Source organism: Sphingopyxis sp., from assembly GCF_035944815.1.
In the GTDB taxonomy this organism is placed as follows: domain Bacteria; phylum Pseudomonadota; class Alphaproteobacteria; order Sphingomonadales; family Sphingomonadaceae; genus Sphingopyxis.
Genome location: NZ_DASZAU010000004.1, coordinates 436,887 through 449,196 on the forward strand (window position 1 = coordinate 436,887; position 12,310 = coordinate 449,196).

General features: G+C 66.5%; 13 protein-coding genes and 1 tRNA gene. 8 read left to right on the forward strand and 6 right to left on the reverse strand.

Annotation, left to right across the window (positions count from 1 at the left end):
- Positions 1–154 precede the first annotated feature (154 nt).
- On the reverse strand, positions 155–793 hold the full coding sequence (locus tag VGU00_RS07405; protein WP_327467012.1) for a hypothetical protein: 639 nt from the start codon (positions 791–793) through the stop codon (positions 155–157).
- 77 nt (positions 794–870) lie between these two features.
- Here VGU00_RS07405 and VGU00_RS07410 point away from each other — a divergent pair, with 77 nt between their 5' ends.
- The gene (locus VGU00_RS07410) at positions 871–2,466 is read left to right on the forward strand and encodes a peptide chain release factor 3 (RefSeq protein ID WP_327467014.1); all 1,596 of its coding nucleotides are present in this window, start codon (positions 871–873) and stop codon (positions 2,464–2,466) included.
- A gap of 23 nt (positions 2,467–2,489) precedes the next feature.
- On the forward strand, positions 2,490–2,981 hold the full coding sequence (locus tag VGU00_RS07415; protein ID WP_327467016.1) for a hypothetical protein: 492 nt from the start codon (positions 2,490–2,492) through the stop codon (positions 2,979–2,981).
- Here the strand turns inward: VGU00_RS07415 and dinB are convergent.
- Positions 2,974–4,104 carry a DNA polymerase IV gene (gene dinB, locus VGU00_RS07420; protein WP_327467018.1) on the reverse strand — a complete coding sequence of 377 codons (1,131 nt, stop codon included), beginning with the start codon at positions 4,102–4,104 and terminating at the stop codon, positions 2,974–2,976. The two genes, VGU00_RS07415 and dinB, sit on opposite strands and share 8 nt — an antisense overlap.
- 89 nt (positions 4,105–4,193) lie before the next feature.
- Between dinB and VGU00_RS07425 the strand changes: the two genes are divergently transcribed.
- Positions 4,194–4,267 (forward strand) — tRNA-Gly (locus VGU00_RS07425).
- A 16-nt stretch (positions 4,268–4,283) separates the two neighbouring features.
- On the opposite strand, the gene VGU00_RS07430 is transcribed toward VGU00_RS07425, so the two are convergent.
- Positions 4,284–4,787 (reverse strand): FKBP-type peptidyl-prolyl cis-trans isomerase, encoded by a 504-nt coding sequence (locus tag VGU00_RS07430; RefSeq protein WP_327467020.1) that lies wholly within the window; start codon positions 4,785–4,787, stop codon positions 4,284–4,286.
- 210 nt (positions 4,788–4,997) lie between these two features.
- Here VGU00_RS07430 and VGU00_RS07435 point away from each other — a divergent pair, with 210 nt between their 5' ends.
- Positions 4,998–5,171, forward strand: a complete 174-nt coding sequence (locus VGU00_RS07435) for a DUF1328 domain-containing protein (protein ID WP_294028218.1) — start codon at positions 4,998–5,000, stop codon at positions 5,169–5,171.
- A gap of 144 nt (positions 5,172–5,315) precedes the next feature.
- On the opposite strand, the gene VGU00_RS07440 is transcribed toward VGU00_RS07435, so the two are convergent.
- Positions 5,316–7,136 carry a DUF885 domain-containing protein gene (locus tag VGU00_RS07440; RefSeq protein ID WP_327467025.1) on the reverse strand — a complete coding sequence of 607 codons (1,821 nt, stop codon included), beginning with the start codon at positions 7,134–7,136 and terminating at the stop codon, positions 5,316–5,318.
- A 188-nt stretch (positions 7,137–7,324) separates the two neighbouring features.
- Here VGU00_RS07440 and VGU00_RS07445 point away from each other — a divergent pair, with 188 nt between their 5' ends.
- The 4 genes from VGU00_RS07445 (at position 7,325) to VGU00_RS07460 (ending at position 11,227) form a co-directional block, all read left to right on the forward strand.
- Complete coding sequence (locus tag VGU00_RS07445; RefSeq protein ID WP_327467027.1) at positions 7,325–8,272, forward strand: alpha/beta hydrolase; 948 nt, start codon at positions 7,325–7,327, stop codon at positions 8,270–8,272.
- A 135-nt stretch (positions 8,273–8,407) separates the two neighbouring features.
- A complete protein-coding gene (locus tag VGU00_RS07450; RefSeq protein ID WP_327467029.1) occupies positions 8,408–9,007 on the forward strand; it encodes a hypothetical protein in 600 nt (199 codons plus the stop codon).
- Positions 9,008–9,149: 142 nt separating this feature from the next.
- Positions 9,150–9,884, forward strand: a complete 735-nt coding sequence (locus VGU00_RS07455) for a response regulator (RefSeq protein WP_327467031.1) — start codon at positions 9,150–9,152, stop codon at positions 9,882–9,884.
- Positions 9,881–11,227, forward strand: coding sequence for an ATP-binding protein (locus tag VGU00_RS07460; RefSeq protein WP_327467033.1), 1,347 nt, complete (start codon positions 9,881–9,883; stop codon positions 11,225–11,227). The genes VGU00_RS07455 and VGU00_RS07460 overlap by 4 nt, the downstream gene beginning before the upstream one ends.
- A gap of 12 nt (positions 11,228–11,239) precedes the next feature.
- On the opposite strand, the gene VGU00_RS07465 is transcribed toward VGU00_RS07460, so the two are convergent.
- Both VGU00_RS07465 and VGU00_RS07470 read right to left on the reverse strand, forming a co-directional pair.
- Positions 11,240–11,935 (reverse strand): glutathione S-transferase N-terminal domain-containing protein, encoded by a 696-nt coding sequence (locus VGU00_RS07465; RefSeq protein WP_327467035.1) that lies wholly within the window; start codon positions 11,933–11,935, stop codon positions 11,240–11,242.
- Positions 11,932–12,273, reverse strand: coding sequence for a chorismate mutase (locus VGU00_RS07470; RefSeq protein ID WP_327467037.1), 342 nt, complete (start codon positions 12,271–12,273; stop codon positions 11,932–11,934). The genes VGU00_RS07465 and VGU00_RS07470 overlap by 4 nt, the downstream gene beginning before the upstream one ends.
- Positions 12,274–12,310 lie beyond the last annotated feature (37 nt).

Below are 12,310 nucleotides of genomic sequence, written 5' to 3' on the forward strand. Positions count from 1 at the left end.
CCAATATTCGTCATCCCGGACTTGATCCGGGATCCATCGCGGCGCTGAAGGCGTGGACCCCGGATCAAGTTCGGGGTGACGATGATGGATGGGGCAGATTCCGGTCGCTTTTGGACGTCGTCGTCGACTAATCCGCTGCGAAGCCCAGCGCAGATCAGTCGTCACCCAGTCGCACGAACCGTATCTGCCCTTCGGCGCGGTGCAGCGTCAGTCCGCGTTCGGTCTTCTCGGCGCAGGCCCCCTCGAAATCGACCACACCGATATCGTTGGGTTCGATGATCACGCGCAGCTTGCCGCCGTCGGCTTCGGTCAGCTCGTAGCGCGGAGCGGTGATCCCGTAGATCGGTTCGCGCACTTCGACCCAGCGCGGGATGCGCCGGTCGTCTTCGGGCATCGTCCAGCCATAGTCCTGCGTATAATCCTCGACCGGATCGCCGCGGTCGAACCCGATCACAAAGTCCACGCCGGCAATTCCCCGGCCGTTCGGCCATGTGACAAGCAGCGTGGGCACGGCGCCGTCGACCTCGATCGGCGGGCCCTTTTTCATCGCGGGCGGCACCGGTTTTGGGTCGGTGGTCAGGCAGATGGTGTCGCCGCGCATCTCCCACCGTCCCTCGGCGCGTTCGTCGAGCGCGCCCGCGGCGAGTACATATTGGAACCGGCCGTCGTTGCGGATGAGCAGGCCGCCACCGACATCGGGGCCTTCGGCAAGGCTATATTCGCCGACGAAGGGTGAATCCTGCGCGGCGGCCGGGGCCGCGACCAGCGCAGCGGCAAGAAGGAGCGTTCGCATCGCGCGACCATGCGCCGGCCAAGCGTCCGATGCCAGCCTCTTTCCACAATGCGCCCCACCTGCTAGGCGCCCGCGCCATGTCCCAGAAGCATCCCGACCGCCGTACCTTCGCCATCATCTCGCACCCTGACGCGGGCAAGACGACGCTGACCGAGAAATTGCTCGTCGCGGGCGGCGCCATCCATATGGCGGGCGAGGTCAAGGCACGCGGACAAGCGCGACGCGCGCGCTCCGACTGGATGAAGATCGAGCAGCAGCGTGGCATTTCGGTCACCTCGTCGGTCATGACGTTCGAGCATGACGGCCTCGTCTTCAACCTGCTCGACACGCCGGGGCACGAGGATTTCAGCGAGGATACCTATCGCACGCTGACCGCCGTCGACAGCGCGGTGATGGTGATCGACGCCGCGAAGGGCATCGAACCGCAGACGCTCAAGCTGTTCGAGGTCTGCCGCCTGCGTTCGGTGCCGATCATCACCTTCGTCAACAAGGTCGACCGTGAGGGGCTGCCGCCGTTCGAACTGCTCGACGAGGTGGCCGACCGCCTTGCGCTCGACGTCTGCCCGATGAACTGGCCCGCGGGCATGGGCGGGCAGTTCGAGGGGATTTACGACCTCGTCGATCCCGCGATCATGAAACCCGGCGGCGACGCCTCGCGCATGTATGAAGGCGATCGTGTCGGCGTGTCGGGCCTCGACGATGCGGCGCTCGCCGCACAGCTCAGCGCCGACGCGCTCGCGCATCTCAAGGAAGAGACCGAACTGGCGTCGGCCTGTTACGCGCCCTTCGATGCAGCCGCCTATCGCAATGGCGACCTTACGCCGGTCTATTTCGGATCGGCGCTCAAGGAGTTCGGCGTCGTCGATCTGCTTAACGCGCTGGCCAGCCACGCGCCGGGACCGGGCGCGCAGCCCGCCGAGCCCGCGCCGGTGCAGCCCGACGACGATGCCGTCACCGGCTTCATCTTCAAGGTGCAGGCGAACATGAATCCCGCGCACCGCGACCGCATCGCCTTCATGCGCCTCTGCTCGGGCAAGTTCGAGCGCGGGATGCGATTGATGCAGGGCGGGACGGGCAAGGCGATCGCGATCAGCCGTCCGATGCTGTTCCTCGCGCAGGACCGCGAAATGGCCGAGGAGGCCTATCCGGGCGATATCATCGGCATTCCGAACCATGGCACGCTGAGGGTCGGGGACACGCTCTCCGAACGCACCGACATCACGATCACCGGCCTGCCGAACTTCGCGCCCGAAATCCTTCGCCGCGTCGCGCTCGTCGACCCGACCAAGACGAAGCAGCTTCGCAAGGCGCTCGACGACATGGCCGAGGAAGGGATCATCCAGGTCTTCTACCCCGAAATCGGGTCGAACATGATCGTCGGCGTCGTCGGCCAGCTGCAATTGGAGGTGCTGATCAGCCGACTCGAGGCCGAATATAAGGTCGAGGCGAAGCTCGAGCAGTCGCCGTGGGACACCGCGCGCTGGATCGCGAGCGACGATGCCGCGGCGCTGAAAGCCTTTCAGGCCGATCACCGCGGCGCATCGGCCACCGACCGCGACGGCGCGCCGGTGTTCATGGCCAAGGATGCGTGGGAAGTCGGCTATGTCACGCAGCGCCACCCCGCGATCCGCTTCACCGCGACCAAGGAACGCGTTTTCGCCGACGCGGGTTGATCGCTTCGCCCATTTCCGCCACCATGACGTCACTTTCGGCAGAGGTGGGGGTATCGATGCGCGGATGGATCTTGGCGCTCGCAGCCATTGCGAGCAGCGCGCCGGTGGTGGCGCAAGGACAGATCAAACTGCCGATCGCGCCCGGCTTTTGGACCAACGACACCGAAAAATGCGCGACCGTCCATCATGGCTATGTGTTCGACGGAAAGCGCTGGGGAGCGCTCTATTATTACGGACCCGGCGGGTCGATGGGGCCGGCGGCCGAACTTCAGCCGATTACGCAGGCGCGCGCCGTCGCAGGCGGATTCACCCAGATGCAGTTCGGGGGTTATGATGGCGCCGGCTATATGCGGCTCAAGCTCGCCGGAACCGACCGGGCGCTCTACCGTGTCGGCGCACCGTTCCGCGACGAAATCCAGGAGACCGACGAGACGCTGATCCGTCGCAGTCTGGCTTCGTTGTCGCCGAAGATGAAGGCGGCGATGAAACGGTTCGCGCCCGCCGTCGTCAAATAAGGCTGAGCAGGTCGGCGGGCGCGGCGGCGCCGTCGTCTTCCTCATCCTCTTCGCCCTCGAACTTGCTGAGCGTCACCCCGAGCAGGCGGATGCCCTGTTCGGTGGGGAGCAGGGGGGCGAGGATCGCTTCGCCGGCGGCGAGCAGCGAATTGCCGTCGAGGATCGGTGCGGCGACCGACTTCGCCCGCGTGATCGTGCGGAAATCGGCGTAGCGCAGCTTGAGCGTCACAGTGCGCCCGCGCGCACCCTTTTTGGCCGCGCGGTCCCACACGACGGTGCAGACATGCGCGAGCGCCTCGCGGATTTCGGTGTCGGTGATCAGGTCGTTGAAGAAGGTGCGCTCGCCGCCCAGCGATTTCAGCGGGCGGTTCGATTTGACGCGGCGATGGTCGATCCCGCGTGCGAGATTATAGAGCCATTCGGCGCTATTGCCGAAATGCTCGGCCAGCCACAGCGGGTCCTTTGCCGCAAGATCGGCGCCCGAAAAGACGCCGAGCCCTTCCATCTTCGCCGAGGTGACCGGGCCGATGCCGTGGAAGCGGCGGATCGACAATGTCTGGACGAACGCCGCGCCCTTTCCGGGCGGGATGACGGTCAGGCCGTCGGGTTTGTTCTGGTCCGACGCGAGCTTGGCGATGAATTTGTTGTACGAGACGCCTGCGGAGGCGGTGAGGCCCGTTTCGGCGCGGATGCGCTGGCGGATCAGTCGGGCGGTCGCCGTCGCGCTGCCGAGGCCGGCCCTGTCGGCGCTCACGTCGAGATAGGCCTCGTCGAGCGACAAGGGCTCGACCTCGTCGGCATAGTCGCGAAAGATCGCGCGAATCTGGTGCGAGATATCGCGATAGACCTCGAAGCGCGGAGGCACGAAGATCAGCCCGGGGCACTGGCGCTTCGCGGTGATGCTCGGCATCGCCGATCGCACCCCGAACTTGCGTGCCTCGTAGCTGGCGGCGGCTACAACGCCGCGGCGCGACGATCCGCCGACTGCGACAGGCTGGCCGCGCAGCGCGGGATCGTCACGCTGCTCGACCGACGCGTAAAAGGCATCCATGTCGACATGGATGATCTTGCGGACGGGGGTGTCCGCGCCGTCATCGGGTCCCTGATCTCCGCCGTCGTGCACGACACACTTTTAACATGTTGCCATGATGTTCTCAATGGCGCGCTTGACGGGGGGCGATCAAACTGGCAATCGCCGCCGACCTTGGAGATGCGGGTATAGCATAGTGGTAATGCTCTAGCCTTCCAAGCTAGCTAGGCGGGTTCGATTCCCGCTACCCGCTCCAGGATTTTCCCGAACCCTTATCCAGCCGGCTCGACGCCCAGCAGCTCGACCGTGAACAGCAGCGTTGCGCCGCCCGGGATCGGTCCCTTGCCGTCGGGGCCGTAGGCGAGCTGCCAGGGGATCGCGAGTTCGACCTTGTCGCCGACACTCATCAGCGCGACGCCTTCCTGCCACCCGGCGATCACGCGGTTGAGCGGAAAGGTCGTAGGTTCGCCGCGCCGCACCGAGCTGTCGAATTCCTGCCCGTCGGTGAAGGTGCCGACATAGTGGACCGTGACCTCGTCGGTCGGACCGGGGCGCGCGCCGCTGCCGTCGCCGGCGATGCGGCGCCAGCGCAGCCCGCTGGGCCTGGAGCGCCAGCCGTCGACGCCGCTGCGCTCGGCAAGCGCCGCCATCTGCGTGTTGAGCCAGGCGGTGCCGGCGGGCGCGGGCGTTCCGGCGGGCTGGCCATGGGCAACCGACGAAAGGCATAGCGCGGCGGCCGCGGTGGCGAACAGCCGATTGAGCGATGATACAGGCATGAAAACTCCCTCGAACGATAGGTGCATAAACGCATCGCGGGCGCGATAGGCAAGGGGCTATCTGCCGCCTGCCCGGAACTTTAGCGCGGCGGTATCGTTATGGCTTTGTATCGACAATCAATGATTTGAGGCGCGGCCGCAGGCCGTTTCCCCCTCGAAAGCCGCGCGCTTTCGAAGCCGGTGCCGCGTGTCAGTGCAAGGAGACGTCAGATGTTCAAATGGGCTTTGATCTTTGCGGTGATCGCGCTGCTGGCCGCCGTTCTCGGTTTCGGCGGCGTCGCGGGTGCCGCGGCGGGGATCGCCAAGATCCTGTTCTTCGTCGGCCTGGCGCTGGTCGTGCTGTTCCTGATCCTGGGTTCGGCCGCGGCGCGCAAGGTGACGTAAAAAAATGCAGCGCGGCGGGAACCATTCGGTACCCGCCGCGTTTCATTAATCTGCTTGATCGAAAGAAAGAGTAGGATTTGACTTCTGTCTTCGGACGAAGTCTAGGGAGCCCCGCCGCAGAAATGCGACGGGGCTTACTTGTTTCTACGCCGGAAACGCCGCGCGAACCTGGCGTTCGAGCACCGCGAGCGGGATGCGCCCCGCGCCCAGCACGACATCGTGAAAGCGTTTGACGTCGTAACCCGGACGGCCCGACACCTCGTCGCGGATGCGGCTGATCGCGATCTGGCCGACCTTGTACGAACAGGCCTGTCCCGGATAAACGATATAGCGGTCGATCTCGGTGCGCGCGGCGCTCGGCGACTGCGACGAATTTTCCACCATATAATCGATCGCCTGTTCGCGGCTCCAGCCCATCGCGTGGAGGCCCGTGTCGACGACGAGGCGCGAGGCGCGGAAGGCATAGGAGGCGAGGTAGCCGATCTTGCCGAGCGGATCGTCGGCATACATGCCCAGCTCGTCGGCGACCTGTTCGGCATAGAGGCCCCAGCCTTCGCCATAGGCGGTAACCGACGCGGCCTGCCGGTAAAGCGGCAGCTCGGCGTCCTCGAACTTCAGTGCGCCCTCGAACAAATGCCCCGGCGCGCCCTCGTGCCAGGCGAGCGTCGGCAGCGTATAGCGCGGCCATTCGGCGGTATCGCGCAGGTTGATGAAGAAGATGCCGGGGCGCGAGCCGTCGGGGGTTCCCGCCTGCGCCGACCCGCCGGGCGCGCCGATCTCGATCTCGGGCGGCACGCGCCGGATTTCATAGGGCGCCTTGGGCAGCCGGCTGAACATTTGCGGCAATTTGCTGCGAATGGTGACGAGCAGGCCGTTGAGATAGGCGAGCATCTCGGCGCGCCCCGCGTCGTCGTTGGCGAAGAGCTGGCCTTCCGCCTTGCCGAGTGCGTTCAGCCGGTCGCGGATGCTGCCATCCTTATAGCCCTGCGCCTTCAGCAAAACGTCCATTCGCGCGGTCAGGTCGGCGACCTGTTCGCGCCCGATGCGGTGGATTTCGGCGGCGCCGAGGCTCGTCGTCGTATGCTGCGCAAGCGTTGCGGCATAATAGGCCTCGCCGTCGGGCAGGCGCTTCACGCCCGCGTCGGTTCCGGCGCGCGGCAGCAGGGCGGTTAGCGCGTCGATCTGGCGGGTCAGCGCGGCGCGGATCGGGCCTTCGAACACCGCCGCGGCGCTTTCGCCATAGCCCGCAAGTCCGATCGCGGCGCTGCGTTTCGCGATCGAGGCGACGAGCGTCTTGCCCGCGACATCGCCGTCGCGAAGCCGTGCCAGCTGCTGGAGCGCCTGATCGAGGATGAAGCGCGGGGCGACGACGCCCATCGCGGCATTTGCCTCGACGATGCCCGTATCGGCGTCGAACAGCGCCGGGATCGCCTGCAACCGCGCCATATAGGCATCCGCATCGGCCTTGGTCTCGACCGGATGCTGGCTGTCGAGAAAGGTGCTGACGCCGGTGTAGAAGCCGCCGAGCTGGGTCACGCCATAGGGGCCGGGGCGATGCCCGAAACCGCCGGTGTGATAGGTGAAGCGCGCGAGCTTCTGCCGCGTCACCAGATCGAATTCGGCGCTGTCGTGTGCGATCCGGGCGCTGGCGCCGAGCGTATCGGCCTTGATCGCACGCACCGCGGCAAGGTCGCTGTCGATCCGCCGCGTGCGCGCGTCGCGCGCTGCGGGCGACCAGTCGGGAAACTGCGCCCGCAGCGCGGCGCGGGCGCCGGTGTCGATGCCGAGCGAGGTCGCGCGTGTCGGATCGTCGCGCAGTCCCTGTTCGAACTGCGCTGACAGAAGTTCGTCGACGCGCGTATCGGCGGAGCCTGCCGCAGCGGCCGCCGGACCAGCCATCGAGACAGCAGCGAGGCCGCCCATTCCGGCCAGAATTGTACGTCGGTCGGGCGCGTATTCAGTCATGCGATTCTCTCCCCGGGGATTTTGAATAAGCCTAGGGCTGGCGATCGGGCGCTGCAACATGACGATGATTTTGCATCACTTTGCCGTGCATCGGGAACGGCCGGGCGGTTCGTTCCTGCCGCGCCATTGCCAGCGGGCGCTCCAATCCGAATGGCTCGCTTCGCGACGACAGGAGGGGGTTCGGGGCGATGACGAGAAGATATCTTGCTGCGGCAATATGCGCGGCCATGCTGCTGCCGGGGTGCAGCGATGCCAAGCCGGGAGCGGAGAGCCAGGGGGCGACACCCGCCCGGACCGTTCAGCAAGGCGGCGGCGAGCCCTATGCGTTGCTCGGTACCGAGGTCTGGGACGTTCCCGATCCGGCTTCGGGGCGGGATTATCAGGTCTTCGTCAGCCTGCCTGCATCCTATGCGAAGGAACCCGCGCGCCGCTACCCGGTGCTCTATGTCACCGACGCCGACTATGCCTTTCCGCTAGTTCGCCAGATCGCGCGGCGGCTGAACGTCGAGCGGCCGCAGCTGCGCGATTTCATCCTCGTCGGCCTGTCCTACGCGAAGGGCGACGATCCGGTGCAGAGCCGGCGGCGCGACTATACGCCGACCGCGCGCGGGCCGAGCGACGCCCCGGCCGGCGCGGTGCATGGCGAGGGCGCCGCCTATCAAGACTATCTGCGCGATCGGGTCCTGCCCTTCGTCGCTGGCCGCTATCGTACCGATCCGGCGCAAAAGCTGTTTCTCGGCCATTCCTACGGCGCATTGCTGGGAACGCAGATCCTGTTCACCGACCCCGCAATGTTCGACGGCTATATCCTCGGCAGCCCGTCGCTGTGGTATGATAAAAAACATATGTTCGCGGTCGAAAAGACCTATGCGGCGGCGCACCGCGACCTGCCGGCGAAAGTCTATGTCTACACCGGCGAATATGAGGGGATGCGCCCTGGCGACGCGCGGTACAACCAGACGGTCGACCTCGTCGGCGACAGCCGCACCTTGGTCGCGACGCTGGAAGGGCGCGGTTATCCGGGGCTGGCTATCCGTTCGGACGTGCTGAACGACGAGGATCATGTCTCGGTCGCGCCGCGCGGCTTTACCAAGGGGTTGCAATATCTGCTGGCGGTGCCGCTTGCCGCCAAATGAACGGCGCGCCGCTTTTGCGACATGTTGCGACATTTTTTCGTCGATCCGGCAATTCCTTGGGACAAGTGGCACGTAGAACGCCTTCATCGGGACCGGGCCTCTCCCCTCCACGGGTCCCATGAAGGAGTTCATGACGTGAAGAAAATCTCTCTTTTGACGCTGGGGGCGGCGCTGATCGCCGCGCCCGTTCTCGCCGCTCCCGGCGGCGACCGCAATGCCACCCAGACGCGCACCGAGGCGCAGGCCAAGGCTGCGGACATGTTTGCGAAGATGGACGTCAACAAGGACGGCAAGCTCGACGCCGCCGACCGCGCCGCGAAGCATGCCGAAATGCAGGCGAAGCGTTTCGCATCGCTCGACGCCAATTCGGACGGCAGCATCAGCAAGGCCGAATGGGACCAGCATGGCGCCGACCGCGCCGCCAAGCGCGCCGAACGCAAGGAAAAGCGCGTTGCCGCGGGCGAAGCCGGCGAAGGCAAGCGCGACGGCATGCGCGGCCATCATGGCAAGCGTGGCGGCCACGGGATGCGCGGCGGTCATGGCGGCTGGATGAAGGCCGACGCCGACGGCGACAAGGCGATCAGCCAGGCCGAGTTCCAGACCGCGGCACTCGCCCGCTTCGACGCCGCCGATGCCAACAAGGACGGACAGGTGACGGCCGAGGAACGCCAGGCGCAGCGCGGTGCATGGCGCGCCAAGCGCGGCGCGGCACCGACTGCTCCCGCCAACCCCTGAGCCATTTGGCGGGGGCTGGTGCGAAGCGTGGCGCCTTCCTCCCCCTCCCGGCATTGCCTTTGCCGCCGGTCCCTGCCAGCTATCGCCCATCGGCCCCTCGCGGCCGATGGGCGAACTAGCATCAATTTTTGACGGAAACCTCATGACCGACAGCGACACGCCCCGCATTCTCCTGATCGACGACGAACCGTCGATCCGCGAGCCGCTGGGCGAATATCTGACCGCACAGGGTTTTGCGGTGACCGACGCCGCGAGCGCGGCCGAGGCGCGCTCGGTGCTGCGCGCGCAGGGGGTCGACCTTGTCGTCAGCGACATCATGATGCCGGGCGAGGACGGGCTGTCGCTGACCCGCCACCTGCGCGAGACGAGCAATATTCCCGTCATCCTGCTGACCGCGCGTGCCGAGGATACCGAGCGCATTATCGGGCTCGAGATCGGCGCCGACGACTATGTCGTCAAACCCTTCAACCCGCGCGAGCTGGTCGCGCGCATCCGCACCGTGTTGCGCCGGACGCAGCAGGGCGGCCGCGCGCTCGACGGGGGCGGGACCTGCTACGCCTTTGGCGACTGGGTGCTGCGCGAGGTCGAGCGGGTGCTGGTCGATGCCGACGGCAACGAGGTCGCGCTGTCGTCGGGCGAATATCACCTGCTCCACGCGCTTGTCCGCCATCCGCGGCAGGTCATGAGCCGCGACCGGCTGCTCGATATGGTGCGCGGCCGCGAAGCCGATATTTTCGACCGCGCGATCGACAATCTGGTCAGCCGCCTGCGCAAGAAGATCGAGGTCGATGCCGCGCATCCGCAGATCGTGAAAACCGTGTGGGGCGGGGGCTATACGCTCGCCTGCGAGGTCAAGCGCATGGGGCCGGCGGCATGAAATTCCGCCTCTGGCCCAAAAGCCTCGTCGGCCAGCTCGTCTTTGCGGTCGCGGTGATGTTGTTCGTCGCGCAGGCGATCAATTTCGTGCTGCTGTCGCGCGGCATGCGGCAGCAGGCGCTGGCGCATGGCGGCGGCATGGCGGTCGCGCGCGTGATCGACGCGATCGAGCGCGATCGGCGCGGCGATTTCAGGCGCCCGCAAAACGACGAAGAAGCGCGCGAGCGCGCGCAGAAACTTGTGATCTCGGACACGATGCCGCCGGTGCCTGTCGGCGCGGTCCGGCTGCCCGACCTTGCCAAATATGTCAGCGGCCTGCTCGACGAGACGAATATCCGTGTCGAATCGGTAGACGCATGGGCGCTTCCGCCGCGCGAACGCCAGCGCTTGCGGCGGCCGGAATTCCCCGACCGCGCCGTCATCGTCGTGGCAAAGGTCGACGGGCGCTATTTCGCCGTGCGCACGCGCATTGCCGTCGGCGGCAATCGCCTGCAGGGCTTCCTCGTCTGGCAGACGCTGTCGCTCTATCTGTTGCTGCTCGTCCCGATCATGCTGATCGCTTACCGCGCGGCGCGGCCGCTGCGCGACCTGACGCGTGCGGCGCGCGCCAATCCGGCGCTGCGCGATGCCGAACCGCTCGAGGAAGAGGGGCCGTCCGACGTTCGCGACCTGATCGCCGCCTTCAACGCCTATCGCAGCCGCATTGCAACGATGCTTTCGGACAAGGACCGGATGCTCGGCGCGGTCGGCCACGACCTGCGTACCCCGCTTGCCAGCCTGCGCGTGCGCGTCGAACAGGTCGAGGATGATCAACTGCGCGACAAGATGATCGCGAGCATCGAGGAAATGACTGCGATGCTGAGCGACATATTGGCGCTGGCGCGGTCGGGCGCGGGGACCGAGGCGGTGGAACGCATGCCGCTGCGCGACCTGATCGGCGAACTGGCGGCCGATTATCAGGAGCGCGGCAAGGATGTGACCGTCAGCGGGGTCGCCGGCGTCGCCGTGCTGGCGCGGCCGATGCTGCTCAAGCGCGCGCTTCGCAACCTTGCCGACAATGCGCTTGCTTACGGCCAGCGTGGCCGGCTCTCGGTGACCGCGGAGGCGGGGCGCGCGCGGATCATCGTATCCGACGACGGCCCCGGGCTGACCGAGGAGCAGATCCGCACGCTCGTGGAACCCTTTGCGCGCGGCGAGCAATCGCGCAACCGCGCGACGGGCGGCGCGGGCCTCGGCCTGTCGATCGCGCGCGATATCGCCGAGGGCGAGGGCGGAAGCCTGGCGCTGTGCAACCGTCCCGGCGGCGGGCTCGACGCGATCATAGAGCTGCCGGTTCAGGCCTGACGACCCGCGCGTTTATGCGGCGGTGACTTCCAGCCCGCGCTGGACGGCCGGCCGGGCGAGGCCGGTATCGAGCCAGCGCTGGACATGCGTAAAGCGGTCGAAGCCGACGATCTCGCGCGCGTCGTAGAAACCGATGAGGTTGCGGACCCAGCCGAGCAGCGAGATATCCGCGATGCTGTAGTCGGCGCCCATCACCCAGTCGCGGCTCGCGAGCCGCTCGTCGAGGACGCCGAGGAGGCGAGCCGACTCCGCCGCGTAGCGGTCGCGCGGGCGCTTGTCCTCATAGTCGCGGCCGGCGAATTTGTGGAAGAAGCCGAGCTGCCCGAACATCGGGCCAACCCCGCCCATCTGCCACATCACCCACTGGATCGTTTCGTAGCGCAGGTTCGGGTCGGCCGACAGGAATTGCCCGCTCTTGTCGGCGAGATAGATCAGGATCGCGCCCGATTCGAACAGCGCGAGCGGCGTTCCGCTCGGGCCCTGCGGGTCGTAGATTGCCGGGATCTTGCCGTTGGGATTGAGTGCGAGGAACGCCGGGTCATGGCTTTCGTTCGCCATGATGTCGATCCGGTGCGCTTCATAGGCGAGGCCGGTTTCCTCGAGCATGATCCCCGCCTTCACCCCGTTCGGCGTCGGCGCGGAGAAAAGCTGGATCCGGTCGGGATGCTGTGCCGGCCAGCGCGCGAAGATCGGATGATCCTGGCTCATGCGTTCTGCTCCCGCTTGGCTTGCTGGTGATGGCGGATCACTTCGTCGATGATGAAGCGGAGGAATTTCTCGGTGAAATCGGGGTCGAGATCGGCGTCGCGCGCCAGTTCGCGCAGCCGCCCGATCTGGCGTTCCTCGCGGCCGGGATCGGCGGGGGGCAGGCCCTCGCGCGCCTTGAGTTCGCCGACCGCCTTGGTCACCTTGAACCGTTCGGCGAGCATGTAGACGAGCGCCGCATCGATATTGTCGATGCTTTGGCGATAGCGGCTCAGTTGATCGTCCATGTGCGGCTCCTCTCGTTCGCGGCACGCTTGGCACCGGGTGGGCGCGCAAAGCAAGCCGAAAGTCGTTGCAAAATTATGGCCCCCCGGCCAA

Excerpts from the sequence above, each read along its gene's own strand:
- VGU00_RS07465 (WP_327467035.1), bottom strand. The coding sequence starts at position 11,935 with ATGAGCCAGGATCATCCGATCTTCGCGCGCTGGCCGGCACAGCATCCC.
- VGU00_RS07410 (WP_327467014.1), top strand. The coding sequence starts at position 871 with ATGTCCCAGAAGCATCCCGACCGCCGTACCTTCGCCATCATCTCGCAC.
- VGU00_RS07430 (WP_327467020.1), bottom strand. The coding sequence starts at position 4,787 with ATGCCTGTATCATCGCTCAATCGGCTGTTCGCCACCGCGGCCGCCGCG.
- VGU00_RS07445 (WP_327467027.1), top strand. The coding sequence starts at position 7,325 with ATGACGAGAAGATATCTTGCTGCGGCAATATGCGCGGCCATGCTGCTG.
- VGU00_RS07460 (WP_327467033.1), top strand. The coding sequence starts at position 9,881 with ATGAAATTCCGCCTCTGGCCCAAAAGCCTCGTCGGCCAGCTCGTCTTT.
- VGU00_RS07435 (WP_294028218.1), top strand. The coding sequence starts at position 4,998 with ATGTTCAAATGGGCTTTGATCTTTGCGGTGATCGCGCTGCTGGCCGCC.
- VGU00_RS07405 (WP_327467012.1), bottom strand. The coding sequence starts at position 793 with ATGCGAACGCTCCTTCTTGCCGCTGCGCTGGTCGCGGCCCCGGCCGCC.
- VGU00_RS07440 (WP_327467025.1), bottom strand. The coding sequence starts at position 7,136 with ATGACTGAATACGCGCCCGACCGACGTACAATTCTGGCCGGAATGGGC.
- VGU00_RS07415 (WP_327467016.1), top strand. The coding sequence starts at position 2,490 with ATGACGTCACTTTCGGCAGAGGTGGGGGTATCGATGCGCGGATGGATC.
- VGU00_RS07455 (WP_327467031.1), top strand. The coding sequence starts at position 9,150 with ATGACCGACAGCGACACGCCCCGCATTCTCCTGATCGACGACGAACCG.